Here is a 25,291-nt window from a genome sequence, read left to right as displayed (position 1 = left end):
TAGCAAAAAAAATGTTATTTTTCAATAAAACCGAATGTTATTTAATTAAATTTGTTATAAAATATTAAAAGACGAACATTAGAACTCTTCACGAGGTGAAAGGGACGAGAATTTATTGTATTCTTTGATGAATAGTAACTCTACTGTTCCCCTTGCCCCACTTCTGTTCTTTTCAATAATAACTTCTATAACGTTATTACTTTCTTGTGGTTCCTCATCTTCTCCGTCTTCACTTCGATAATAATCATCACGGTAAAGAAAGGCTACAATATCCGCATCCTGCTCAATTGATCCTGATTCACGAATATCACTTAATACTGGACGTTTATCCTGACGTTGTTCCACACCACGAGATAACTGAGATAAAGCTATTACAGGTACTTTTAATTCTTTCGCTAATTTTTTTAATTGACGTGAAATCTCAGAAACTTCTTGTTGTCTATTCTCACGACCTGTTCCCTCAATTAACTGCAGGTAATCAATTAGAACTAAACCTAATCCACCTTGTTCTTGATGAAGTTTACGGCATTTGGCTCTAATTTCTGATATTTTAATACCTGGCGTATCATCAATAAATATATTGGCTTTTGATAAACTACCCATAGCTACAATGATATTATCCCACTCTTCATCTGATAACTGACCTGTTTTCAAATGACCTGCTTCTACTAATCCTTCTGAACATAACATACGGTTAACTAATGATTCAGCACTCATTTCTAAACTAAAGATAGCCACTGACTCATTCGTTTTGGTTCCTACGTTTTGTGCAATGTTAAGAGCAAATGCTGTTTTCCCTACCGCTGGACGTGCCGCTAATATAATTAATTCTTCTGCTTGAAGTCCTGCAGTCATTTTATCTAATGCATGATAGCCTGTTGGTAGTCCTGTGATAGCTTCACCTTGTTGGGAAAGTTTTTCGATATTGTTAATCGAATCGCCTAAAACATCTGCAATAGCTAAAAAGCCACTTCGATTTCTTTTTTCAGAAACCTCAAGTATTTTCCTTTCAGCTTCATCTAAAATGCTTTCTACATCTTCTTCTTGTTCAAAACCACTAGCAACAATATCAGTAGCTGTTTGAATTAAATTTCTTAATAAAGCTTTTTGTTCAACTATTCTTGCATAATAACCTACGTTAGCTGCTGTTGGAACACTTAAAGTTAGCTCTGATAGATAACTGACTCCACCAATATCTTCTAGCATTTTCTTTTGTTCAAGTTGCTCTTTAATCGTAATAGCATCAATCGCTTCATTACGATTATTAAGATCAATCATTATTTGAAAAATAGTTTGATGAGATCTACGATAAAAATCTTTTGCTTCAATATATTCCATCGCTTCAACAATTGCATCTGAGTCTAAAAAAACAGAACCTAATACTGCTTGTTCTGCTTCAACACTTTGTGGTGGTATCCTATCTTGCTGGATAAGTTCCATACTAAAAATCACCTATCCTTAATTTTATTCTGCTACCACATGTACTCTTAATTTAGCTGTTACTTTTTGATGTAATTTAGTTGGTACATTTGTATAACCTAATGCTTTAATCGGTTGTTTTAAATCCATTTTACGTTTATCTATTTTAATATTATGTTGTTTCTCTAAAGCATCAGCAATTTGTTTTGATGGAATAGAACCAAATAAACGGCTGTCTTCTCCAGCTTTTGATTTAATAACCACTTCAAATCCTTCTGATTCTATTAGTTCTTTTAATTTTTCAGCTTCAGCTAATACTTCTGCATCCTCTTTTGCCTTAGCATTTGTTTTACCTTTTAATTCACTTAAAGCTTGTGGAGTTGCTTCTACTGCTAATCCTTTTTTTAATAAAAAGTTTTGTGCATAGCCTACTGCAACCTCTTTAACTTCACCTTTTTTACCTTTTCCTTTTACATCTTGTAAAAAAATTACTTTCATGAAGAAACACTCCTTATCTATAATTAACATTTTATTGATTACCTTACTATTCTAACACATTTATGATAGTACATAAAATATTAATATTAATGTTTCACGTGAAACAAAAAAAGACATTCATTACTTAAAATGAATGTCTTTATCTATTATTGCTCTTCACCAACGAATGGTAATAAGCCCATAATTCTTGCACGTTTAATTGCAATAGTTAATTTTCTTTGATGTTTTGCACAAGTACCAGTCACACGACGTGGTAAAATTTTACCTCTTTCAGAGATAAATCTTGATAATAATTCTACATCTTTGTAATCGATGTTATCGATATGGTTAGCTGTAAAGTAACATACTTTACGACGTTTTCTTCCGCCTCTTCTTTGTTGAGCTGCCATGTTTTGCTCCTCCTATTCTATTTTAGAATGGTAAATCGTCATCCGAAATATCTATTTGTGATGAGCTTCCAAATGGATCGCTATCACGGTCGAAATTCGGCATTTCGTTTTTACTTGAAGATTGGCCGCCAAATGATTGACTGTTTTGATTTTGAGAAAAGTTATTAAAACTGTTTCCCATATCTTGACCAAAGCCACCTGATTGTTGTCTTTGTTCAGATACATTACGTGATTCTAATAATTGGAAATTATCACATACTACTTCAGTAACATACACTTTTTGACCTTGTTGATTTTCATAATTACGTGTTTGAATTCTTCCTACAACACCTAGTAAAGTACCTTTTTTGGCATAATTAGCTAATGTTTCAGCAGGTTTTCTCCAGATCACACAATTAACAAAATCAGCTTCTCGTTCTCCACTTTGATTAGTGAAGTTACGATTAACAGCCAAGTTAAAAGTTGCTACAGCTGATCCATTAGCTGTAAATCTAAGCTCTGGATCTCGAGTAAGTCTTCCTACTAGCACAACGTTGTTAATCATTTGTCGTTCTCCCCTCGTTTGTTAATGTTTCACGTGAAACATTGATTAGTTTTCTTCTTTAACGATCATATGACGTAAGATATCGCCATTGATTTTAGCTAAACGATCAAATTCGCTGATTGCCGCAACATCTGTTGTTGAAGAAACTTTAACGATGTGGTAGATTCCTTCACGGAAATCTTGGATTTCGTAAGCTAGACGGCGTTTGCCCCATAACTTAGATTCCAATACTTCTGCACCGTTATCTTTCAAGATTGAATCGAAACGATTTACAAGAGCAGTTTTTGCTTCCTCATCAATGTTTGGACGAATGATATACATAATTTCGTAAGTGTTTGCCTGTTTCATTGATTTTCACCTCCTTATGGACTAAAGGTTCCTATTTGAATAGGAACAAGGAGAGTAAGCCTAAAAAAGCTTACTCACAATACAATATTATACAACTTTTGCCAAGACAAAGCAACCTATTTTTTTGAAAGTTTTTATTTGCTATTTACTTACAAGATACGTCTAAAAATATCAATTCTATTTTGTTATTCTCTATAGCTATTCAAGTTTTTATAACATGTGATATACTGACAAAAAATAGAAAGGATATCACATGCTAAAAAAATTAATGTTGTTTCTTCTAATTGCTATTCCCTTTATTTTTATTAACTTAGCTACATTAGGTCTTTTTAAATTTCTCGGTGTATCCTATAAAAATAACCTATTCCTAATTCTTTTTTTAGGGCTATTTTATTTAATTGAATTTATTATTGATGGTTTAAAAATCCTGATTACAAATAAAGACGAGTTTAGCATTAGCTTTATTTTTATTAACACTCTTATCTCAATTTCTATTGCAGATAAAATAATGGAAAGTGTTTCTTTCTCATATTTTGCTACTTTCGCTGCAGCCTTCATTTTTACAGCCCTAGAGCTTTTTTTAGAGAAAAGTGAACCCTAAGATTATTTAGAAGTTAAAGCTCGTAGAAGAAGTATTTTGCTAGATTTAAATACCTATTGGAGGTCTTACAAATGATAAATAAAACAAGAATTATGTTATATGTTGAAGACGTTGAAAAAATAGCTCATTTTTGGGTAGACACTATCGACGCAATTGAACTTGAACGCCAAGATTTACCTGAAAACTTTTTATCGATTACACTAAAAATTAATGATCAGGTGGAATTTTCTTTATTTCCAAAAGAATTTATTAAAAAGTATTCGCCAGAAGTTTTAGGAAACACACCTTCTATCATGCTATTTAGCTCTAACTTCAAAGAACTACATCAAAAAATAGAAAATGCCATGGATATCATGATACAAGGTTCTCTTCAAACATTCGCTTTTCCAGATCCTGAAGGAAACTATTTCGTTATTGCAGAAGCCTAAAAAAGAAGCAGAGTCGACTTACGACTCTGCTTCTTCTGTTGTTGCATCTTCTTCTTCTACTACTTCTTTAGCTACTTTTGCCATAGTAGAAACAAGTGCATCTTCTTCTAAACGGATTAAACGAACTCCTTGAGTCGCACGTCCCGTCTGAGAAACTGTATCAATATCAAAACGAATAATAACACCTTTATTCGTAATCAACATAATATCTTCTTCTCCTGTAACAGTTGTTAATCCTGCTAAATTACCATTCTTATCTGTAATATTAACAGTCTTAATCCCTTTACCACCACGACCTTTAATAGCGTACTCTGTTGCTCCAGTACGTTTACCATAGCCTTTTTCAGTAATAACAAGTACTTCTGATTCAGGATGCAATACATCCATCCCAACAACATAATCATCGCCACGTAACTTAATACCACGAACTCCTGCAGCACTACGTCCCATTGAACGAACATTTTCTTCGTTAAACGTTACTGAATAACCTTGGTGTGTTCCGATAATAATGTTTTGATGCCCATCAGTTAATGTAACATTAATTAATTGGTCATCTTCTTTTAGGCCGATTGCTTTAAGACCATTTGTACGAATATTAGAAAACTCTGTTACTGCCGTTTTCTTCACAGTTCCTAATCGAGTTGAGAAGAATAAGTATTGATCTTCTTCAGCTTTCCCTTCGATACTAATAATCGCTTCAATATTTTCTGATGAATCAATTCCCAGTAAGTTAATCACTGGAATGCCTTTAGCTGTTCGACCATATTCAGGTATTTCATAACCTTTAGCTTTGTAAACTTTACCTGTATCTGTAAAGAATAATAAACTATCATGGGTAGAACAAGAGACTAAATTCTCAACAAAGTCATCGTCATGAACGCCCATACCTTGAACACCACGTCCACCACGATTTTGAGTTCTAAACTCTGTACTTGGTAAACGTTTAATGTATCCATTATGCGTTAAAGTTATAACAATGTCTTCTTCTTCGATTAAATCTTCGTCTTCTAGACTTAAAACTTCACCGACTAATAATTCAGTACGTCTTTCATCTCCGTATTTACGTTGTATTTCATCTAATTCAGTACTAATGATTTCAAGAACACGATCATGATTAGCTAAAATATCTTTTAAATCAGCAATCAATTTTAGTAATTCTTGGTATTCATTTTCAATTTTATCTCGTTCTAAACCTGTTAATCGACGTAAACGCATGTCTAAAATTGCTTGGGCTTGGCGGTCAGATAAATCATAGTTTTCGATTAAAGCTTGTTTGGCAATATCATCTGACGCTGATGAACGAATCGTTTTAATAATTTCATCAATATGATCTAATGCAATTCGCAAACCTTCTAAAATATGAGCTCTTGCTTCTGCTTTATTTTTATCAAATTCTGTACGACGGACAATAACTTCTTCTTGATGCTCTAAATAATTTTCTAAAATTGATTTTAGACTTAATACTTTTGGCACACCTTTAACAATTGCTAACATGTTGAAACCAAAACTTGTTTGCAATGAAGTTAATTTGTATAAGTTATTTAAAACAACTGAAGCACTCACATCACGACGAACTTCGATAGAAATACGCATACCTTCACGAGAAGACTCATCACGTAAATCAGTAATACCTTCCACGCGTTTTTCACGGTGTAATTCAGCAATTCTTTCAACTAGTTTTGCTTTATTCACCATATAAGGAATTTCAGTTACAACAATACGTTCTTTACCATTTTTCATCTCTTCAATATGAACTTTAGCACGAACAATTATTTTCCCTTTACCAGTTTCATAAGCACGTCTAATTCCTGATTTCCCCATAACCAAACCACCAGTTGGAAAATCTGGTCCTGGTAAAGCTTCCATCAAATCAGCAGTTGTCGCATCTGCATTATCCATTAAAACTTTTAAAGCATCAATAACTTCAGTTAAGTTATGTGGTGGAATATTAGTCGCCATCCCAACAGCAATCCCTGTCGTACCATTCACTAATAGGTTAGGGAAACGTGCTGGTAAAACTTCTGGTTCTCGTTCTGTTTCATCGTAGTTATTTTGGAAATTAACAGTATTTTTATTAATATCTCTTAGCATCTCTACTGCAATTTTACTCATACGAGCTTCTGTATAACGCATCGCCGCTGCTCCGTCGCCATCCACAGAACCAAAGTTACCATGACCATCAACTAACATTTGACGGAAACTAAACGGTTGTGCCATACGAACCATTGATTCATAAATCGCACTGTCACCATGTGGGTGATACTTACCCATAACATCTCCAACAATACGAGCTGATTTTTTATGAGCTTTATCAGGTGTCACACCCATTTCATTCATCCCATATAAAATACGACGGTGAACTGGTTTTAACCCATCTCTAACATCTGGCAAGGCACGAGAAACAATAACACTCATGGCATAATCGATAAACGATTCTTCCATTTCATCTGTCAGATTTATATCTTTAATATTTTCAATTATTTCCTCAGACATGAACAAATCCCCCTATCTAGATATCCAAGTTTTTAACATAATGAGCATTTGCTTCAATAAAGTCACGTCTTGGCTCAACTTTATCCCCCATCAGCATCTCAAAAACAGCATCTGCTTTGATAGCATCTTCAACACTTACTCTTAACATTGTTCTTTGAGCCGGATCCATTGTTGTATCCCATAATTGATGATCATCCATCTCTCCAAGCCCTTTATAACGTTGAACGCTAGGTTTTGGCGTAGCTGGTAATGACTCAACTACCTCTGCTAATCTCTCATCTGCATCTTTTCCTGGTTGAACATAAGTAATGTTTTTACCTTGTTTAACACCATATAAAGGTGGTTGAGCGATATAAACATATCCTGCTTCAACAACAGGTCGCATATAACGATAGAATAGTGTTAAAAGAAGAGTTCTAATATGAGCTCCATCCACATCCGCATCGGTCATAATAACTAACTTATGATATCTAGCTTTTGACACATCAAAATCTGATCCAAAACCTGTTCCCATTGCTGTAAACAATGAACGAATTTCTTCGTTAGCTAAGATACGATCCATCGTTGCTTTCTCAACGTTTAAAATTTTACCTCGAATCGGTAAAATCGCTTGAGTTCTTCTGTCGCGGCCTGTTTTAGCAGATCCTCCGGCAGAGTCCCCTTCCACGACGAAAAGTTCACATTCTTCAGGAACACGGCTTGAACAGTCAGCTAATTTACCAGGTAAACTACTAATTTCAAGAGCGCCTTTACGTCTTGTTACTTCACGAGCACGTTTAGCAGCAAGTCTCGCTTTAGAGGCTAAAATTCCTTTTTCAACCACTTTTTTAGCTACATCTGGATTTTCTAATAAGAATTTATTAAAAGCTTCAGAGAATAGGCGATCTGTTACAGTACGAACTTCTGAGTTACCTAATTTGGTTTTAGTTTGACCTTCAAATTGAGGCTCAGGATGTTTAATAGAAATAATCCCTGTTAAACCTTCACGAACGTCATCTCCACTTAAATTCTCTTCATTTTCTTTAATTAATTTTTGTTTTCTTGCATAGTCATTAATAACACGAGTCAAAGCAGTACGGAAACCAAATTCATGTGTACCACCTTCATACGTATGGATATTATTCGCAAAACTCAATAGATTTGTGTGGTAGCCATCTGTATATTGCATAGCTACTTCGACAGTAATTCCTTGTTGCTCTCCGTCTGTATAAATTGGTTCATCAAATAAAACAGTTTTATTCGCATTTAAGAACTCAACATAACTCTTAATTCCGCCTTCATAGTGGAAAGCCTCAATCTTAGTTTCTTCTTCTCGCTTATCTTCGATTGTTATTCTTAGGCCACGATTTAAGAAAGCTAATTCACGAATACGTGTTGCTAGTTTGTCGTATTCAAAAACAGTTGTTTCTGTAAAAATTTCTGCATCAGGTTTAAAATTGATCGTAGTTCCACGTTTATCTGTGTCCCCGATCACTTTTAAATCAGCACAAATTTTACCACGATTAAATTCTTGGAAATGGATTTTACCATCTACATGAACTTTAACCGTTAATTGTTCTGACAAAGCATTAACAACAGATGATCCAACTCCGTGAAGACCACCAGATACTTTGTAACCACCACCGCCAAATTTACCACCGGCATGAAGAACTGTTAAAACAGTCTCAACGGCTGGACGACCTGTTTTTTCTTGAATCCCAACTGGAATCCCACGACCATTATCTACAACAGTAATACTATTGTTTTCTTCAATGGATACATTAATTTCTGTACAGTAACCCGCCAATGCCTCATCAATTGAGTTATCAACGATTTCCCATACTAAATGGTGCAAGCCTTGAGGACCAGTTGATCCAATATACATTCCTGGTCTTTTACGTACAGCTTCTAATCCTTCTAAAACTTGAATCTGACTAGCATCATATGCTTTCGAAGCTTCATTGTTTTTCATTTCTTCTGTCAAAATTAGTCACGGTTCCTTTCCACTATCCCATGAGAGATATTAAATATTTCAGGTGTAATTTTTAATTTATTTTCTAAATGCGTCAAACTAGTTGTTGTTAAAAAAGTTTGTAATTTATTTTCAATGTATTCCATCAAATGAACTTGACGATCATCATCCAGCTCACTTAAAACATCATCTAATAAAAGGATAGGATATTCACCTATTTCATCATTAATTAACTCAATTTCAGCTAGTTTTAAACTTAGTGCGGTAGTTCTTTGTTGGCCTTGGGAACCAAAATTTTGAACATTTTTATCATTTACAAAAAATAGTAAATCATCTCGATGAGGGCCTGCAGAAGTTGTTAGATGTTTTAAATCTTTTTCTGTAGTTTTTTTAAACTCATTTTTTAATAACTCAAATAACTCATTTTCAGTCATTGAATCTAATACTGGTAAAGAGCTCTTATACTCAATTGTTAGTTCTTCTTTACCATGAGTTATTTTTTGATGAATCCTATTAGCCCATTTTTCTAATCGTTTAATAAAATGTAACCGATGAAATAAAACTAGGCTCCCTGTTTCAGCTAATTGTTCTGATAAAACTTCTAAATAAACTAAATCTTTATTGCCACTAAATGCCATTTTTTTCAAATATTGATTTCTTTGTTTTAATACTGTCTGATATTTACTTAGATTATATAAATAGTTGGCATTAATCTGACCTATTTCCATATCTAAAAAACGTCTTCTTGTTTGAGGCGAGCCTTTAACCAAAAGTAAATCTTCTGGTGCAAACAAGATTACGTTTAAATGTCCAACATAATGGCTTAATTTATTTTGTTCTAAACCATTAATTTTAGTTTTCTTTCCTTTGTTAGAAATAATCATAGTTAAATCTAAGGTACTATCTTTTTTTAAGATGTTCCCTTCAATTCGAGCAAATTCTTTTTCCCATTGAATCATTTCTTTTTCATTATTACTTCGATGGCTTCTAGCAAAAGAAAGAACATAGATACTTTCTAATAAATTTGTTTTACCTTGAGCATTTTCTCCTAAAAAGACATTGAGTCTAGGAGAAAACGCCAAGTCCAACGAGCCATAGTTACGATAAGAGCGTAACGATATTTCTTTAATAATCATTCTTTTATTCCTTATCTTCTGGCATTTTTGCCATAAAAAAAGTACCTAGATCAGGTATTTCAATCATCATTTCTGGATATAATTTACGTCCACGGCGATTTTCCAGTTCACCATCAACATAGACTGCATGTTCTTGTAAATACCACTTCGCCATACCACCACTAGAAATGACATCTACTTCTTTTAGAAACTGTCCTAAAGTAATATAGTCAGCTGTTAATAAAAAACTTTTTTTCACAAATTTTCACCTTCTTTTTCAAGGTATATCTATTACTTATTATACCTGTTTTAAGTCTTAAAAACAAATTTTCTTTGCTTATAAGAAGATTTGAATAAAATAGGCATTTTTTTCATTTTAAAGGGTAAATTGCTTAAAACGTAAAAAAAAGCTATTTTATTCAAATTCATAAAAAAAACTATCCGAAGATAGTTTTCATAAAATCCTAGTTTGTTCTAACTGGTGTAATTAACTGAATAAAGTTAACTTCATCGTTATTAGGTTGTAACGTAAATGGACGAATTGGTGAGATAAACTTAATAACCACATCAATGTTTCCAAATGATTTAAGTGATGCTTTCATATAGTCTGGATTGAAAGAAATATCCAAAGGCTCACCTGTAACAGATGTATAATTTAGAGATTCTTCAACGTTACCAATTTCTGGAGAGTTACCATAAATAATAACTTGCTCTGAATTAATTGATAACTTAACAATATTATTTCGCCCTTCATGAGAAAGTAATGACGCACGATCAATTGCTGCTAATAATTCTGGCACATTAAACTCAATTTCAGTTGAAAATGTAGTTGGAATTAAACGATTGGTATCAGGATAATTCCCTTCTAATAATCGAGAATAAAAATGCATGCCTTCTGTTTTAAATAAAACTTGGTTCTCCATAATTGAAATTTCTACAATTTCTTCTTCATCTTTAAATGAACGAGATAATTCTTGTAAACTTTTTCCTGGAACAACAATATCAAAAGCATTATTAGAATCTGACAGTGTAATAACACGTTGACTCAAACGATGACTGTCAGTTGCTACTGCAAAAAGTTCATTGTTTTCTAAAATAAAATGAACTCCCGTTAAAATTGGGCGACTTTCATGTTGAGAAACAGCAAAAACAGTTTCACTAATTAATTTGTTTAACACACGAGCAGATAATTTAAATGTATTTTGATTATCAATAATTGGTAAATGTGGATAATTTTCAGAATTTAAACCATTCACATTAAAAAGAGCTTTACCTGATGAAATAATCACCTGGTTATTTTCAATTAATTCTAAAGTTAATGTTGCTTCAGGTAATTTTCTAATAATTTCATTAAAGAAACGAGCTTGTAAAACAATTGAGCCTGTTTTTTCAATTAACATATTAGCTTTTTCATCATCAACACTTAAAAATGTTTCAATTGAAATATCTGCATTACTACCTGTTAAAGTTAATCCACTTTCAGTTAAAGTTAATTTTACCCCTGTTAAAATTGGAATAGTTGTTTTACCTGAAATAGCTCTTTGAACAGTTGCTAATTCATCTAAAAAAGCATTTCGATTTAATGTTACTTTCATGAGTTTCTCCTTTTAAATAATAATAATAAATATAGTAATAGTAGTAGGGCTTGTTAGTACTGTGGATAAGTTATTTGAACCTAACCAACACATAAAAAACAGCATGTTAATAACATGTGGATAAGTCGATGGTTAAAAAAATAGATATCCACAAGCTTAAGATGTTAATAAGTTTTTGAGTTCCCCTACTTCTTTTTGAATGGTTGGATCTGTATCTAGTAGCTGTTGAATTTTTTCATGAGCATGAATAACGGTTGTATGATCTTTCCCACCAAATTCCGCTCCAATTTTTGGTAAGGAATTATCTGTTAATTCTCTAGATAAATACATCGCTATTTGGCGAGGAACGACAATCGTTTTTACACGTTTTTTCCCCTTTAAGTCTTTAAGTTGTAAATGATAATACTTACACACTTCTTCTTGAATTAGTAAAATAGATAACTCACTTTTTTGTTTGATAGGTTTCAAACTTTTTAATGCATCAGCAGCAAGACTAGTTGTAATGTCGTTACCATTCATCGTTGCATAAGCTTGAACTCGAACTAAAGCTCCTTCTAACTCCCGAATATTAGAATCAATTTGACCAGCTATATAAGATAGAGCGTCATCAGGAATTTCTAATCCTTCAGCATTAGCTCTTTTTCTTAAAATAGCAATTCTTGTTTCTAAATCTGGTGGTGTAATATCCACTGAAAGTCCCCATGCAAAGCGAGATACCAATCTTTCTTGAAGTTTTGGTATTTCATTTGGTAAGCGATCACTGGTTAAAACAATTTGTCTTCCTTCATTATAGAGTGTGTTAAATGTATGGAAAAATTCTTCTTGTGTACCTTCTTTGTCAGCAAAAAATTGAATATCATCCACTAAAAGCAAATCAACGCTACGATATTCTTGTCTAAAAGCTTCAGAAGTTCTGTTTTGAATAGAATTAATGAAGTCATTAGCAAAAGATTCACTCGTAACGTATTTTATTTTTGCGTCTGGTTGATTGGTTAACATTTGATGGCCAATAGCATGCATTAAATGAGTTTTACCTAAACCAACCCCACCATAAAAGAATAGCGGATTATAGGTAGCACCAGGATCTTCAGCAACAACTAAAGCAGCAGCATGTGCCATCTGATTGCCTTTACCAATAACAAAAGTATCAAAAGTGTACTTAGAGTTAAGTAATGCTTTTTTGCTACTTTGTTTAACGATATCGGGTAATTCTGTCTGAATTACTTCTTTATTTTTTTCAGGTTCTTTTTTCTCATTTTCAATAATAAAAACAGGAGTAACTTCTTCTCCTGTTAATTTAAAACCTGTTTCGACAATTTTAGCAGCAAGATTTTTTTCCCAATACTCTCTGTGTAAATCGGACGGTACTTCGATTGTTAATAAGTTATCCACTAAACTAATCGGTTTAGCTTGTTCAATCCAAGCATTAAAACTTGGAGGTGTTAATATCTTTCGATAGTCATCCTCCAACTCTTTCCATATATAGTCAATATTGGGCATAACGATCCCCCTAAAAAATAGATTCTAGTCTATTCTAGCACTTTTAAAAAAAGTTTTCCACTGATATTTTTTATTGTGGATAGTTTAGTAACAAAGGGGGGATAAAGTTTTCCACAAGTATAAAAAAGATGTGCATAAGTTTTATATAAATTTTATTATTCAGAAACTTATCAACAGGTTGTATCGTTGTTTAATTAGCTTTAATTTGAGTTGTTAACAACTTGTAAATGAAATGTGTATAACTTAATAACAGCTTGTTAACCTGTTGATAACTAACTTCTAACTTAGAAATAACTTTTTTATGAAAAATGTGTATTAACAGTTTTGTGGATTAAAATTTTAGACTGTGTATAACTTTTATAAAGAAAAGACTAGAAGGGGAGTTGACAAAAGTAGTGTTTTATTTGTATAATGTCATAGTCTGTCTAATGTGATTTAGAAAGCATATCTAGTTTTAGGAGGTGGATTGAATGAAAAGAACATATCAACCAAAAAAACGTAAACGTCAAAAAGTTCATGGTTTCCGTAAACGTATGAGCACTAAAAACGGTCGTCGTGTATTAGCAAGTAGACGTCGTAAAGGAAGAAAAACTTTAGCAGCATAAATCACTGAATCTTTGAGTCAGTGATTTTTTTTTATAAAAAAATGAAAAAATCTATGTCTTTGTGCTATGATAATGGTGTTTAGTACTAAGAAAAACTATAGAATTTAAAGGGTTAGATGAAATGAAAAAATCCTATCGTATAAAGAAAGAAAAAGAATTTCAAAAAATTATTTATCATAAAGATTCTTATGCCAACCGAAATTTTGTTATCTATATATACCCAGCAGAAAGTAATACTCATTTTCGTGTTGGATTATCAGTAGGTAAGAAAGTTGGAAATGCCGTTACAAGGAATAAAGTGAAACGTCGCATACGAGAATCACTATTTGAAATGAAAGAAACAATCAAACCAAACTACAATATTGTTGTAATCGCGAGACCTAAACTAGCAGATTTATCGTTAGGTGAAGTGAAGAGCAACCTTGAACATGTGTTTAAATTAGCAAATATAATAGAATAAGCGAGGGTTACGTTAGTGAAGAAAATGAAAAAATGGCTGCTAGTCCTAAGTATGGTTGGATTAGTGTTCCTATTAACAGCTTGTGGTACTGGAGAAGTAAGTACATCGAGTACAGGTTTATGGGATCGCTATATAGTTTATTATTTTGGCCAAGCTATAAAATGGTTATCATTTGGTAAAAGTTATGGGATAGGTATTATTATCTTTACCTTAATTATCAGAATCATTTTAATGCCTTTGATGCAATATCAAACAAAAAGTATGCGTAAAACGCAAGAGATACAACCCAAATTAAAAGAGTTACAACAAAAGTATGCTTCAAAAGATGCTGAGACAACTCGTAAGTTACAAGAAGAGCAACAACGTCTTTATAGTGAACATGGTGTTAACCCAATTTCAGGTTGTTTACCATTATTAGTACAAATGCCAATTATGATGGCTTTGTGGCAATCTATTTCAAGAACACCAGAACTTAAAACAGGTAGCTTTTTATGGTTAGAGTTGGGAAATATTGATCCATATTATATTTTACCTGTACTAGCCGCAGTCTTTACTTTTGCAAGTACGAAATTAACATCAATGGGGCAATTAGAAGTTCAAGGCTCAATGAAAGTTATGAACTATATGATGCCAGCTATGATTTTATTTATGGGTATTAATTTAGCCAGTGGTTTATCACTTTACTGGGTAATTTCTAATGGGTTCCAAGTAATTCAAACATTACTAATTAATAATCCATTTACTATTAGAAAAGAACGTGAAGAAGAAGCTCAGAAGAAAAAAGATATTGAAAAAGCTTTAAGAAAAGCAAATCAACCGAAGAAAAAACGTTAATTTTTATTAAACTTACTATACAGGGGGTTCTTATCGTGCCAAATTTTACAGGTGAAACCGTCGATCTAGCTATTCAAAAAGGATTATCTACACTTCAAATAACAAAAGAAAATGCAAAGATTGATGTTATTCAAGAAGCTAAAAAAGGATTTTTGGGCTTTGGTAAACAAGATGCTGTTGTAGCAATTGAAACAATCGAGTTAATGGAAGTTGTTGTCGATGAAGAAGTGAAAAAAGAAGTTATTGAAGAACTAGTTGTTGAAGAATCAACACCAGAAGTTTCTGAATCTAAATCAGAAGTAGTTGAGTTGATTAATTTAACAGATGATGAAGCTGTCACAGCTTTGGCTGTTTATCTAACAGATATAACAAGAGACTTAGGAGCTCCAGCTATGGTAAAGGTATCAAGAAATAAAGGAATTATTACTTTTAATCTTGATACTGATAAAAAAGGTTTACTAATTGGTAAGCATGGTAAGCTGCTTAATGCTATTCAATACTTATCTCAAGTTTATATTCATCGAATTGCGAAAAATCGTTTATCAATTGTTGTTAACGTTGGAGATTATCGTGAAAAACGTAAAGCAATTATCGAACGTCTAGCTAAACAAACATTAAGAAAAGTAAGAGAAACAGGTCAACCTGTTTTCTTAGAACCAATGCCAGCTTTTGAGCGTAAGCAAGTTCATTCAATCCTTTCATCAGAGTCAGATATTTCAACCCACTCTGAAGGAAATGAACCACATCGTTATTTAGTAGTTGAATTGAAAAAATAAGCTCTACATCAAATGATGTGGCTGAGTAAAATTTAGTGAATCTAGGCAGTGAAAACCAATCGGTTTTCACTGCTTTTTTGTTTGATTTGTCTGTTTTTGTTCATAAAATAATTATTAATTGAAAGTTAATGCTATAGAAATACTTGCATAGTGATTTAAATTGTATAAATATGTAATTAATATGAATAAGCCTTATTTTAGTGTTTTTTATTTGATGAATTTTTTCACATATGGACTTGCTCAATTGATTTTACATTATATACTATAGCTGAATGAGCAATCTAGGAGGATTATTATGGATAAAGCAAAAAGACAAGCAATTGTTAAACGGTTAATTATGGAGTATGACATCGCAAGTCAGAACGAATTGATGGAGAAGTTAGCTGAAGAAAATGTTCAAGTAGCACAAGCAACTATATCTAGAGATATTAGAGAACTAAATATTGTTAAAAGACATGACAGTAATGGAAATCTATATTATCGTCTTTTGAATAATTCTGTTTTGGGAATCAAAAAAAGAACAGATGAAGAAAGACTAATTCATGCTGTAGCAGAAACAGGCGTTTCACTAACACAAGTGGAATTTACCAATATTTTAACTGTGCTACCGGGGAATGGCCAAGTTGTAGGAGTATTAATTGACAGTATTAGAACTTCATATACTAAAATAATTGGTTGTATAGCAGGGGATGACACAATCTTAATTTTATCGAAAGATCGAAAAGATGCAGAAGAAGTTCATCGTTACTTCAAAAAATATTTATTCTTTAATTAACTTCTAATAAATCAAAAAAAAAAAGATGAATAATTTTGGTTATTAATAGAATATTTATTAGTGTAAAGCATCACATATATAAGTAAGCGCTGTCATTAGTGTGTTTAATATTAGTCAATGTGAATAATGATGTATATAACTCTTTATAAATGTCTTTTTGTCGACTTTTATTTTTATTTACTTTGTTAATCTGTGTTTGTAAATAAATTTAGGAGGTAATGATATATGAGTCGTCCAATTAATGTTTTTTCAGAAATTGGTAAGTTAAAAACAGTATTAGTTCATCGCCCAGGTAAAGAATTAGAAAATCTGATGCCAGATTATCTAGAAAGGTTACTTTTTGATGATATCCCTTATTTAGAACAAGCACAGAAAGAACATGATCAATTTGCAGAATTATTAGTATCTAAAGGAGTAGAAGTTCTTTATTTAGAAGATTTAGCAGCTGAGTCATTGATTAATGAAGAAATAAAAAATAAATTTATTGATCAATACTTAGAAGAATCAAATATTAAGAGTAAATCAGCCAAAGCAAAAGCTAAAGAAGTGTTATTAGCTTTACCAACTAATAGAGAATTAATTGATAAAACAATGGCTGGTATGCAAAAAGTTGAATTACCTAAATATGAATTAACTAGTTTAACAGATATGGTGGAATCAAGTTATCCATTTGTGATTGATCCAATGCCAAATCTTTACTTTACAAGAGATCCATTTGCAACTATTGGACATGGTGTGTCTATCAATCATATGTACGCAGAAACAAGAAATCGTGAAACTATTTATGGCCAATATATTTTTGATTATCATCCACGTTTTGCAGGAAAAGATATTCCAAAAGTATACAATCGTGACGAATCGACACGTATTGAAGGTGGAGATGAATTAGTACTTTCTAAAGACGTATTAGCAATTGGTATTTCACAACGTACAGACGCAGCTTCAATTGAAAAAATGGCTAAAAATATTTTTGATGCTGATATGGGATTCAAACATATTTTAGCATTCAATATTGGTGAATATCGTAAATTTATGCACTTAGATACAGTATTCACAATGGTTGACTATGATAAATTCTCAATCCATCCAGAAATCGAAGGAGATTTAGTTGTTTATTCAATCTCACAAGGTAAAGATGGTTTAGATATTATTCGTGAAGAAGATACCTTAGAACATATTTTATGTAAATATTTAAATCTTGATGAAGTTCATTTGATTCGTTGTGGTGGTGGTAATTTAACGGCTGCAGCAAGAGAACAATGGAATGATGGTTCAAATACTTTAACAATTGCACCTGGTGAAGTGGTTGTTTATGACCGTAATACAATTACTAATAAATTATTAGAAGAAGCAGGAGTTAAATTAAATTATCTTCCAGGTAGTGAGTTAGTTCGTGGCCGTGGGGGCCCAAGATGTATGAGTATGCCTTTAGATCGTGAAGACATTTAATTATAAAAATAATAGGAGTGAATAAAAAAATGACATCAATTTTTCAAGGACGCAGTTTATTAGCTGAAAAAGATTTTACTAGAGGAGAATTAGAGTATCTAATCGACTTTGGTATTCATGTAAAAGATTTGAAAAAACGTGGAATTCCTCATCGCTATTTAGAAGGAAAAAATATTGCTTTATTATTTGAAAAAACATCAACACGTACAAGAGCAGCTTTTACAACTGCTGCAGTTGATTTAGGAGCACATCCAGAATTTTTAGGAAAAAATGATATTCAATTAGGAAAAAAAGAATCAGTTGAAGATACTGCAAAAGTTTTAGGAAGTATGTTTGATGGAATTGAATTTCGTGGCTTTAGTCAAGAAGTTGTTGAAGGATTAGCAGAACACTCAGGAGTACCTGTATGGAATGGTCTAACAGATGAATGGCATCCAACGCAAATGATTGCTGACTTTATGACTGTTAAAGAAAACTTTGGAAAATTAGAAGGTGTAACACTTGTTTATGTAGGAGACGGCCGTAACAATATGGCAAATAGCTTATTAGTAACTGGAGCAATTTTAGGTGTTAACGTACGTATTTGCGCACCAAAAGAATTATTCCCAACTGAAGAAGTTGTTAATTATGCAGAAAATTTTGCTAAAGAATCTGGTGCAGAATTAATGATTACAGACGATGTAGCTAAAGGTGTTAAAGGTGCTAATGTTCTTTACACTGATGTATGGGTATCTATGGGTGAGGAAGATAAATTTGAAGAGCGTGTTAATTTATTAAGACCTTATCAAATTAATATGAGAATGCTTGAAAAAACAGAAAATATGGATGGCGATTTAATCGTTCTACACTGTTTACCAGCATTTCATGATACAGAAACAGAATATGGAAAAATGGTTGAAGAAAAATTTGGTGTAGCTGAAATGGAAATTACAGATGAAGTTTTTAGAAGCAAATATGGTCGTCAATTTGAGGAAGCAGAAAACAGAATGCATTCAATTAAAGCTATCATGGCTGCTACATTAGGTAATTTATTTATCCCTTATGTGAAATAAGTAACAATTACGAAGCAGCATGTTAGGCAAGACATGCTGCTTTTTTAGAAAAAATAATGGAATAGAGGTTGAAATAGATGGAAAAAAAAGTAGTAGTTGCTCTAGGTGGAAATGCCATTTTATCTGATGATGCTAGCGCACAAGCACAACAAGAAGCGCTTATTACGACTTCAAAACATTTAGTTAATTTAGTAAAAGAAAATTATAAACTAATTATTTCTCATGGAAATGGACCACAAGTTGGTAATTTATTACTTCAACAACAAGCTGCCAACTCGGATAAAAATCCAGCTATGCCATTAGATACATGTGTAGCTATGACTCAAGGAAGCATTGGTTATTGGTTAGCTAATGCTATGACAAATGAATTGAAACATGAAGGTATCGAAAAAGAAGTAGCAACTATTTTAACTCAAGTTATTGTAGATGAAAATGATGAGGCTTTTAAAAATCCAACAAAACCAATCGGCCCATTTTTAACGGAGGAAGCAGCAAAAGAAGAAGCTACTAAAACAGGAGCTATTTTTAAGGAAGATGCAGGTCGTGGTTATCGAAAAGTTGTGGCTAGTCCAAAACCAATCGGCATTCATGAAGCTAAAACAATTAATACACTAGTAGATAATGACGTGATTACGATTTCTTGTGGTGGTGGTGGAATTCCTGTTGTTGGGCAAGAACTTAAGGGAGTAGAGGCAGTTATTGATAAGGATTTTGCTTCAGAAAAATTAGCTCATTTAGTAAAAGCCGATATGTTTATTGTATTAACAGGAGTAGATAACGTTTATATCAACTATGGTAAAGAAAATGAGCAGAAATTAACTCATGTAACTGTAGAAGAATTAGAAGTTTATAAATCTGAAGGTCATTTTGCACCTGGAAGTATGTTACCAAAAATAGAAGCAGCTATTCAATTTGCTAAGAACAATCCAGGTAAACAAGCTATTATTACCTCTCTTGAATGCTTAGGAAAATTGAATGGTACTGAAGAAGTAGGAACAATTATCACGTTATAAAAAATAGTTTGTAGGAGAGATACGTATGGATATTAGAAAAGAGCTAGGAAAACAACATGAAGATTTTCGTCATCTCTCAGATCAAGATATTCAAAAACTCCGAGAGATAGGTGTCCCACATACTTATAAAAAAGGTCAAGTCCTCTATGATTTTGGAGATGAGCGATTATATATGTATTTTCTTGTATCAGGAGTAATAAGGTTTGAAAAAACTGATGATACTGGAACATTTAATTATCTACATTTTAAAAAAGCTAAATGTTTGTTATCTTATTTAGATCTTTTTTCGAATGAACCGTATTTTGTTTCAGCAATTGCTCATAATGACATCGAAGTTATTTCAATACCTACTAAACTATTTGAAGAAATTATTAGTAACAATACGCAACAGCTAGTTTATGCGTTGACACAACAGTCAGCATTGTTACGTACACAAATACTTAAGGTCCAAAAAGGAATATTAAATAATACTAATTATCGTGTTACAACAACTTTAGCTATCATTTATAAAGAATTAGGTGAAAAACAGTATCCTCAAGGTCATGTGACAGTTCCTTGTCCAATTACTGTAAATGATATAGCTCGGGCAAGTGGAACAACAAGAGAGACAACAAGTACTGTTATAAAAAAATTAACGGTAGCTAAAAAAATTGATTATCGCCGTAAATATATTACCTTCTTGGATACAAATTTTTTTAATGAGATTTTAAATAATTAAATTTGAAAACCTTTTAAGAAGAAAGGAGCCGTACAGTGAATTAGGCATTGTACATATATTAGCTATGGCAAAGGAAAAAAAGAAAAGAAAAGAGCTCAGCTCGTTTAGTATTTTGTTTATCATTATTATTGTTTTAGGTATTGTAACTAAATTGTTAAATGGTCAGGCATTTTCACCCCATGAATTATCTGATGGCACAATAGCAGATCATGTTATTGGGGCAAACATTTCGGATATTTTTATGTCTCCATTTAATGGATTTAAAGAAGCGATTGAAATTTGTGTATTTATTCTTGTTTTAGGTGGTTTTCTAAATATTGTTACTAAAACAGGTGCACTTGAATCGGGAATCCAACATGTTGTAAAAAAATTAAAAGGTAACGAAATCATTATTATCGTTATTTTAATGATTCTTTTTTCAATCGGTGGTTCTACATATGGTATGGCTGAGGAAACCATTCCATTTTATACTTTATTAGGAGCAACTATGGTAGCTTCCGGTTTTGATACCATAGTGACCATAGGAACCATTTTACTAGGATCTGGTTCTGGAGTTATCGGTTCAACAGTAAATCCTTTTGCAACAGGAGCAGCAATGGATGCTTTAAAAGGAATCGGAGTTGAACCTCAAGTAGGAACGATTATGATTGTTGGTTTTATCCTTTGGATTAGTACAACAGCTTTTTCTATCTACACAGTAACAAGTTATGCTAAGAAAGTAAAAGCGGACAAAGGGTCAACTATTTTATCATTACAAGAACAAGCTGATATGAAAGAACATTTTGGTCAAGATAGTGCTCAAGAATTAGAATATACGAAACAACATAAAAGAATCCTTTCTTTATTTGGGATTACTTTTCTTATTATGATTGTATCTTTAATACCTTGGGGTGAATTTGGCATTACTATTTTTGAAGGTTGGTCATCTATTTTAACAGGTAATAACTTAGGTGATTGGTACTTCGGTGATTTAGCTATGTGGTTCTTCATAATGGGGATTATAATTGCGTTAATCAATAAAATTCCTGAAAAAGAAATTATTAGTACATTTGTTGTAGGATGTGCTGACATGTTATCGGTTGTTTTAATTATTGTTGTTGCCAGAGGGGCTTCAGTATTGATGCAAACAACTCATCTAGATTTATTTATTCTGGATCGTGCAGCCGATGTTCTAAAAGGATTCTCACCAGTATTATTTGTGATTGGTGCATTTGTATTATATCTATTCTTATCATTCTTAATTCCATCTACTTCAGGTTTAGCGTATGTATCTATTCCAGTAATGGGTGCTTTGGCTAAGGAAGTTGGACTTAGTCCAGATGTTATGATTATGATATTTGTATCTGGTTGTGGTTTAATTAATTTAATTACACCAACATCTGGTGTTGTAATGGGTGGTTTAGAAATATCTAAAGTGAATTATTCAACTTGGATTAAATTTATTAAGAAGCCTTTAATTATCATGGGAGCAATCAATTTAATTATATTAATTGTTTCAATGTTAATTTTTAGCTAGAAATATCTAAATAAATTTGATATACTACCATAAATAGTCTAAGTACTGATGAGAAAAAACATTGCTTAAGCGAGTTTGGGATAGTGAAAGCCAAGCCAATGCTCAGAAGGAATCGCAACTATCTTAAAAAAACAATTTCATAATTTTTTAAAGAGGTTGGCTTTTCCAACAACAAGAGTGGTACCGCGGATGTTTAATTCGTCTCTTATTACATTATTTATGTGATAAGAGGCGAATTTTTTTATTATTGATGATAAGTCTGAGAGGAGAAAAAAGATGGATTACAAAAAACAAATAGTTGAAGATTTACAAAAGGCAATTGGTGAAGTATTAAGTGCAGAAGAGATTTATAATTTTATAGAGGTACCTAAAGCAAGCTCACATGGAGATTATGCTTTTCCTGTCTTTTCGTTAGCAAAAGTTTATCGTAAAGCTCCTAATATGATTGCAGAAGAACTGATTGATCAATTAGACAAATCGAACTACGATAATATCGTTGCAACAGGTGGTTATATTAACTTCTTCTTAAATAAAGAAGAAGTGAGTAAAGAAGTATTAAAAACAGTTATTACAGAAAAAAATAGTTATGGAGATTCTAACCTTGGAAAAGGTGGCAATGTGCCAATCGATATGTCATCTCCAAACATTGCTAAACCAATGTCAATGGGACATTTACGTTCAACAGTTATTGGTAACTCATTGGCGGAATTAGCAGCTAAAGTGGGTTACAATCCAATTAAAATCAATCATATTGGTGATTGGGGAACTCAATTTGGTAAATTGATCGTAGCATTTAAAAAATGGGGTTCTGAGGAACAGGTAAGAGAGAATCCAATTAAAGAGTTACTTGAGTTATATGTACGTTTCCATGAAGAAGCTGAAGAAACTCCTGAACTAGAAGATCAAGGCCGTGAGTGGTTTAAAAAGTTAGAAGATGGAGACGAAGATGCTATGCATCTTTGGGAATGGTTCCGTGAAGAATCATTAAAAGAATTCCAACAAGTTTATGATATGTTAAATATTACATTTGATTCATACAACGGTGAAGCATTCTATAATGATAAAATGGATCCAATTATCTCTGAATTAGAAGAAAAGAATTTATTAATTTCTGATGCTGGAGCAGATATTGTTAACTTAGAAAAATATGATGTGAACCCAGCTTTAATTAGAAAATCAGATGGAGCAACACTCTATATTACACGTGACTTAGCAGCTGCTGAATACCGTATCCAAAACTATGACTTTGTAGAAGCTTTGTATGTTGTAGGAAATGAACAAGCTATTCACTTCAAACAATTAAAAGGTGTATTAAAAGAGATGGGTAAAGATTGGTCTGATACAATAAAACATATTCCATTTGGTTTAATTACTTCTGGTGGTAAGAAATTATCAACAAGAAAAGGTCATATCATTTTGTTAGAAGAAGTGTTAAATGAAGCTATTAATAATACGATGAAACAAATTGAAGAGAAAAACCCAACTCTTGAAAACAAAGAAGAAGTTGCTCATCAAGTAGGGGTTGGAGCGGTAGTCTTCCATGACTTGAAAAATGACCGTATGAACATGTTTGACTTCAACTTAGATGATATTATTCAATTTGAAGGAGAAACGGGTCCATACGTACAATATACACGCTCTAGATGTGAAAGTATTTTAACGAAAGCTAATTGGTCAGTTGAAGATGTAGAAGAAAACTTAAGCTTATCAGATGTTGATTCATGGGAAGTTATTAAATGTCTAAACAATTTCCCTAATAAAATTGAAGAGGCTTATCAAAAATATGAACCTTCAGTGATTGCCAAGTTCTTAATTGACTTAGCTCAAAAATTCAATAAATATTACTCTAAACACAAAATCTTAGCAGATGATAGCGAGAAAAATGCAAGACTGTCACTTGTTTATTCTGTGTCAGTAGTAATTAAAGAAGGATTACGTCTGTTAGGGATTCAATCACCAGACATGATGTAAGATTAGTCATAGACAATGAAGGGTGTGAATTAAATGAAATTGATTGTAAAAGAGCTAAATGAAATGACTGCAGAAGAATTTTTTGAAGTAGCGAAAGAACGTGTGAAAGTATTTGTTGTTGAACAAACATGTCCTTATCAAGAGATTGATGAAGATGATAAAGTAGCGAAACACATTATTTTAAAAAATGACGATAACCAGATAATGGCTTACACAAGAATTATGAACCGAGTTGACTATGTTACATTTGGTCGAGTATTAGTGGTTGAAGAGTTCCGTGGACAAGAGTTAGGTAAGAAAATAGTCGAATTAACATTAGCAGAAATTAATCAATTGAATTTAAAAAAAGATATCAAGATTTCAGCACAAAACTATTTGACTGATTTTTATGGATGCTTTGGTTTTGAAGTTATTTCTGATGTGTATTTAGAAGATGATATCCCTCATATTGATATGTTATTGAAAGTAAATTAAATAATAAAAATGTCCTTGTCAGTTATGATAAGGACATTTTTTACGATAGAAATTATTAAAGAGTTATGTAAGTTGGTTCATAATTGAGATATGATAAGATTTTTTCGAAATCATGAAATTGAATCATTAAAGTAGTTGTATTAATATTTGGATGAAATCCAACAGTATTATTGAAGTCTATATCTTTATCAATGATAACAGTAATTTGATTAGTTTCATTTTGTGGTAAAGCAAGAGGTGTGACTGAGCCAGCTGGAACTCCTAAAAGTGTACTGAGTGTTTCTTCTGAGACAAATGATAATCGTTTTTCATCCAGTAATTCAGCTAACTTTTTTAAGTCAGCTTGTTTTTCATCGTGTAAAATAACGAAATAAATCTTTTTACCTTTTTTAGATTTTAAGACGAGATTTTTAACCTGTGGGCCAGGTAAATTGAATGGGACATTTTTGACAGATGTGATAGCTGGGTGATCAACTTTTAAAAAATCAATATTTAATGAGTCTAACAAATTATAAGCAAGTTCTTCTGTTTTATACATAATTTATATCTCCTTTATTAATTGAAAATAGTAGATGTTAATAATTAAAAGTAGTTAATTCAATTATACTCCTATTATGTTTTATATCTAGTTTATAAACGTTTGGTTGCGTCAAGAATTATGTGTAAATGGAAAAAACCATTCTGTCGGTTAAGTTAAAACATTGATTCTAATGTATCTTGTATTTCTTTAAAACCTTTATGAATCCGACACAAAAATTTCTGATTAT

General features: G+C 32.2%; 26 protein-coding genes. 14 read left to right on the top strand and 12 right to left on the bottom strand.

Annotation, left to right across the window (positions count from 1 at the left end; all coding sequences use genetic code 11):
- Positions 1-78: 78 nt before the first annotated feature.
- The 5 genes from dnaB to rpsF all read right to left on the bottom strand — a co-directional run bounded on the left by dnaB (position 79) and on the right by rpsF (position 3,198).
- Entirely contained in the window at positions 79-1,440 is a 1,362-nt protein-coding gene (gene dnaB, locus ACODH8_RS09415) for a replicative DNA helicase (protein WP_332465656.1), read from the bottom strand.
- Positions 1,441-1,464: 24 nt separating this feature from the next.
- Complete coding sequence (gene rplI, locus ACODH8_RS09410) at positions 1,465-1,917, bottom strand: 50S ribosomal protein L9 (protein ID WP_332465655.1); 453 nt, start codon at positions 1,915-1,917, stop codon at positions 1,465-1,467.
- Between the two features lie 146 nt (positions 1,918-2,063).
- Entirely contained in the window at positions 2,064-2,306 is a 243-nt protein-coding gene (rpsR, locus tag ACODH8_RS09405; protein WP_086340744.1) for a 30S ribosomal protein S18, read from the bottom strand.
- A gap of 22 nt (positions 2,307-2,328) precedes the next feature.
- The gene (gene ssb, locus ACODH8_RS09400; RefSeq protein ID WP_332465654.1) at positions 2,329-2,850 is read right to left on the bottom strand and encodes a single-stranded DNA-binding protein; all 522 of its coding nucleotides are present in this window, start codon (positions 2,848-2,850) and stop codon (positions 2,329-2,331) included.
- A 45-nt stretch (positions 2,851-2,895) separates the two neighbouring features.
- Positions 2,896-3,198, bottom strand: a complete 303-nt coding sequence (rpsF, locus tag ACODH8_RS09395) for a 30S ribosomal protein S6 (RefSeq protein ID WP_332465653.1) — start codon at positions 3,196-3,198, stop codon at positions 2,896-2,898.
- A 253-nt stretch (positions 3,199-3,451) separates the two neighbouring features.
- On the opposite strand from rpsF, the gene ACODH8_RS09390 reads away from it, so the two are divergent.
- The gene (locus ACODH8_RS09390) at positions 3,452-3,799 is read left to right on the top strand and encodes a YrvL family regulatory protein (RefSeq protein WP_332465652.1); all 348 of its coding nucleotides are present in this window, start codon (positions 3,452-3,454) and stop codon (positions 3,797-3,799) included.
- Positions 3,800-3,870: 71 nt separating this feature from the next.
- Positions 3,871-4,227 (top strand): glyoxalase, encoded by a 357-nt coding sequence (locus ACODH8_RS09385; RefSeq protein ID WP_332465651.1) that lies wholly within the window; start codon positions 3,871-3,873, stop codon positions 4,225-4,227.
- Positions 4,228-4,245: 18 nt separating this feature from the next.
- Here the strand turns inward: ACODH8_RS09385 and gyrA are convergent, their stop codons facing one another.
- From gyrA to dnaA, 6 genes are all read right to left on the bottom strand, one after another.
- On the bottom strand, positions 4,246-6,720 hold the full coding sequence (gene gyrA, locus ACODH8_RS09380) for a DNA gyrase subunit A (RefSeq protein WP_332465650.1): 2,475 nt from the start codon (positions 6,718-6,720) through the stop codon (positions 4,246-4,248).
- 16 nt (positions 6,721-6,736) lie between these two features.
- The gene (gyrB, locus tag ACODH8_RS09375; protein WP_332465649.1) at positions 6,737-8,683 is read right to left on the bottom strand and encodes a DNA topoisomerase (ATP-hydrolyzing) subunit B; all 1,947 of its coding nucleotides are present in this window, start codon (positions 8,681-8,683) and stop codon (positions 6,737-6,739) included.
- A 2-nt stretch (positions 8,684-8,685) separates the two neighbouring features.
- Positions 8,686-9,807, bottom strand: a complete 1,122-nt coding sequence (recF, locus tag ACODH8_RS09370) for a DNA replication/repair protein RecF (RefSeq protein WP_332465648.1) — start codon at positions 9,805-9,807, stop codon at positions 8,686-8,688.
- Positions 9,808-9,811: 4 nt separating this feature from the next.
- Complete coding sequence (gene yaaA / locus ACODH8_RS09365; protein WP_332465647.1) at positions 9,812-10,045, bottom strand: S4 domain-containing protein YaaA; 234 nt, start codon at positions 10,043-10,045, stop codon at positions 9,812-9,814.
- 205 nt (positions 10,046-10,250) lie between these two features.
- Entirely contained in the window at positions 10,251-11,381 is a 1,131-nt protein-coding gene (gene dnaN, locus ACODH8_RS09360; protein ID WP_332465646.1) for a DNA polymerase III subunit beta, read from the bottom strand.
- 156 nt (positions 11,382-11,537) lie between these two features.
- Positions 11,538-12,881 (bottom strand): chromosomal replication initiator protein DnaA, encoded by a 1,344-nt coding sequence (gene dnaA, locus ACODH8_RS09355; protein ID WP_332465645.1) that lies wholly within the window; start codon positions 12,879-12,881, stop codon positions 11,538-11,540.
- A 470-nt stretch (positions 12,882-13,351) separates the two neighbouring features.
- On the opposite strand from dnaA, the gene rpmH reads away from it, so the two are divergent.
- From rpmH to ACODH8_RS09295, 12 genes are all read left to right on the top strand, one after another.
- The gene (gene rpmH / locus ACODH8_RS09350; protein WP_332465644.1) at positions 13,352-13,486 is read left to right on the top strand and encodes a 50S ribosomal protein L34; all 135 of its coding nucleotides are present in this window, start codon (positions 13,352-13,354) and stop codon (positions 13,484-13,486) included.
- A gap of 121 nt (positions 13,487-13,607) precedes the next feature.
- Entirely contained in the window at positions 13,608-13,946 is a 339-nt protein-coding gene (rnpA, locus tag ACODH8_RS09345; protein ID WP_332465643.1) for a ribonuclease P protein component, read from the top strand.
- Between the two features lie 15 nt (positions 13,947-13,961).
- Positions 13,962-14,780 carry a YidC/Oxa1 family membrane protein insertase gene (gene yidC / locus ACODH8_RS09340; protein ID WP_332465642.1) on the top strand — a complete coding sequence of 273 codons (819 nt, stop codon included), beginning with the start codon at positions 13,962-13,964 and terminating at the stop codon, positions 14,778-14,780.
- Between the two features lie 35 nt (positions 14,781-14,815).
- The gene (jag, locus tag ACODH8_RS09335) at positions 14,816-15,556 is read left to right on the top strand and encodes an RNA-binding cell elongation regulator Jag/EloR (protein ID WP_332465641.1); all 741 of its coding nucleotides are present in this window, start codon (positions 14,816-14,818) and stop codon (positions 15,554-15,556) included.
- Positions 15,557-15,851: 295 nt separating this feature from the next.
- The gene (locus ACODH8_RS09330) at positions 15,852-16,331 is read left to right on the top strand and encodes an ArgR family transcriptional regulator (RefSeq protein WP_332465640.1); all 480 of its coding nucleotides are present in this window, start codon (positions 15,852-15,854) and stop codon (positions 16,329-16,331) included.
- 225 nt (positions 16,332-16,556) lie between these two features.
- Positions 16,557-17,780 (top strand): arginine deiminase, encoded by a 1,224-nt coding sequence (gene arcA / locus ACODH8_RS09325; RefSeq protein WP_332465639.1) that lies wholly within the window; start codon positions 16,557-16,559, stop codon positions 17,778-17,780.
- Between the two features lie 29 nt (positions 17,781-17,809).
- Positions 17,810-18,832, top strand: a complete 1,023-nt coding sequence (gene argF / locus ACODH8_RS09320) for an ornithine carbamoyltransferase (protein ID WP_332465638.1) — start codon at positions 17,810-17,812, stop codon at positions 18,830-18,832.
- Between the two features lie 77 nt (positions 18,833-18,909).
- On the top strand, positions 18,910-19,845 hold the full coding sequence (gene arcC, locus ACODH8_RS09315; protein ID WP_332465637.1) for a carbamate kinase: 936 nt from the start codon (positions 18,910-18,912) through the stop codon (positions 19,843-19,845).
- Positions 19,846-19,870: 25 nt separating this feature from the next.
- A complete protein-coding gene (locus ACODH8_RS09310) occupies positions 19,871-20,563 on the top strand; it encodes a Crp/Fnr family transcriptional regulator (protein ID WP_332465636.1) in 693 nt (230 codons plus the stop codon).
- Positions 20,564-20,627: 64 nt separating this feature from the next.
- Positions 20,628-22,079 carry a YfcC family protein gene (locus ACODH8_RS09305; protein ID WP_332465635.1) on the top strand — a complete coding sequence of 484 codons (1,452 nt, stop codon included), beginning with the start codon at positions 20,628-20,630 and terminating at the stop codon, positions 22,077-22,079.
- A gap of 276 nt (positions 22,080-22,355) precedes the next feature.
- On the top strand, positions 22,356-24,050 hold the full coding sequence (argS, locus tag ACODH8_RS09300) for an arginine--tRNA ligase (protein ID WP_332465634.1): 1,695 nt from the start codon (positions 22,356-22,358) through the stop codon (positions 24,048-24,050).
- 33 nt (positions 24,051-24,083) lie between these two features.
- Positions 24,084-24,524, top strand: coding sequence for a GNAT family N-acetyltransferase (locus tag ACODH8_RS09295; RefSeq protein ID WP_332465633.1), 441 nt, complete (start codon positions 24,084-24,086; stop codon positions 24,522-24,524).
- A gap of 55 nt (positions 24,525-24,579) precedes the next feature.
- On the opposite strand, the gene ACODH8_RS09290 is transcribed toward ACODH8_RS09295, so the two are convergent.
- Positions 24,580-25,065, bottom strand: coding sequence for a YbaK/EbsC family protein (locus tag ACODH8_RS09290; RefSeq protein WP_332465748.1), 486 nt, complete (start codon positions 25,063-25,065; stop codon positions 24,580-24,582).
- Positions 25,066-25,291 lie beyond the last annotated feature (226 nt).

Source organism: Vagococcus fluvialis, assembly GCF_048815235.1.
GTDB lineage: Bacteria > Bacillota > Bacilli > Lactobacillales > Vagococcaceae > Vagococcus.
The sequence above is the reverse complement of the archived record's forward strand: the minus strand, read 5'-3'. Positions and strand labels throughout refer to the sequence as shown.

Bases quoted from the DNA above. Each gene is read 5' to 3' on its own strand.
- ssb (WP_332465654.1), bottom strand. From the start codon at position 2,850: ATGATTAACAACGTTGTGCTAGTAGGAAGACTTACTCGAGATCCAGAG.
- argS (WP_332465634.1), top strand. From the start codon at position 22,356: ATGGATTACAAAAAACAAATAGTTGAAGATTTACAAAAGGCAATTGGT.
- rpmH (WP_332465644.1), top strand. From the start codon at position 13,352: ATGAAAAGAACATATCAACCAAAAAAACGTAAACGTCAAAAAGTTCAT.
- arcA (WP_332465639.1), top strand. From the start codon at position 16,557: ATGAGTCGTCCAATTAATGTTTTTTCAGAAATTGGTAAGTTAAAAACA.
- ACODH8_RS09330 (WP_332465640.1), top strand. From the start codon at position 15,852: ATGGATAAAGCAAAAAGACAAGCAATTGTTAAACGGTTAATTATGGAG.
- rpsR (WP_086340744.1), bottom strand. From the start codon at position 2,306: ATGGCAGCTCAACAAAGAAGAGGCGGAAGAAAACGTCGTAAAGTATGT.
- gyrA (WP_332465650.1), bottom strand. From the start codon at position 6,720: ATGTCTGAGGAAATAATTGAAAATATTAAAGATATAAATCTGACAGAT.
- rpsF (WP_332465653.1), bottom strand. From the start codon at position 3,198: ATGAAACAGGCAAACACTTACGAAATTATGTATATCATTCGTCCAAAC.
- dnaN (WP_332465646.1), bottom strand. From the start codon at position 11,381: ATGAAAGTAACATTAAATCGAAATGCTTTTTTAGATGAATTAGCAACT.
- ACODH8_RS09305 (WP_332465635.1), top strand. From the start codon at position 20,628: ATGGCAAAGGAAAAAAAGAAAAGAAAAGAGCTCAGCTCGTTTAGTATT.
- dnaA (WP_332465645.1), bottom strand. From the start codon at position 12,881: ATGCCCAATATTGACTATATATGGAAAGAGTTGGAGGATGACTATCGA.
- ACODH8_RS09390 (WP_332465652.1), top strand. From the start codon at position 3,452: ATGCTAAAAAAATTAATGTTGTTTCTTCTAATTGCTATTCCCTTTATT.
- argF (WP_332465638.1), top strand. From the start codon at position 17,810: ATGACATCAATTTTTCAAGGACGCAGTTTATTAGCTGAAAAAGATTTT.
- rplI (WP_332465655.1), bottom strand. From the start codon at position 1,917: ATGAAAGTAATTTTTTTACAAGATGTAAAAGGAAAAGGTAAAAAAGGT.
- dnaB (WP_332465656.1), bottom strand. From the start codon at position 1,440: ATGGAACTTATCCAGCAAGATAGGATACCACCACAAAGTGTTGAAGCA.
- ACODH8_RS09385 (WP_332465651.1), top strand. From the start codon at position 3,871: ATGATAAATAAAACAAGAATTATGTTATATGTTGAAGACGTTGAAAAA.
- recF (WP_332465648.1), bottom strand. From the start codon at position 9,807: ATGATTATTAAAGAAATATCGTTACGCTCTTATCGTAACTATGGCTCG.
- ACODH8_RS09295 (WP_332465633.1), top strand. From the start codon at position 24,084: ATGAAATTGATTGTAAAAGAGCTAAATGAAATGACTGCAGAAGAATTT.
- rnpA (WP_332465643.1), top strand. From the start codon at position 13,608: ATGAAAAAATCCTATCGTATAAAGAAAGAAAAAGAATTTCAAAAAATT.
- arcC (WP_332465637.1), top strand. From the start codon at position 18,910: ATGGAAAAAAAAGTAGTAGTTGCTCTAGGTGGAAATGCCATTTTATCT.
- ACODH8_RS09310 (WP_332465636.1), top strand. From the start codon at position 19,871: ATGGATATTAGAAAAGAGCTAGGAAAACAACATGAAGATTTTCGTCAT.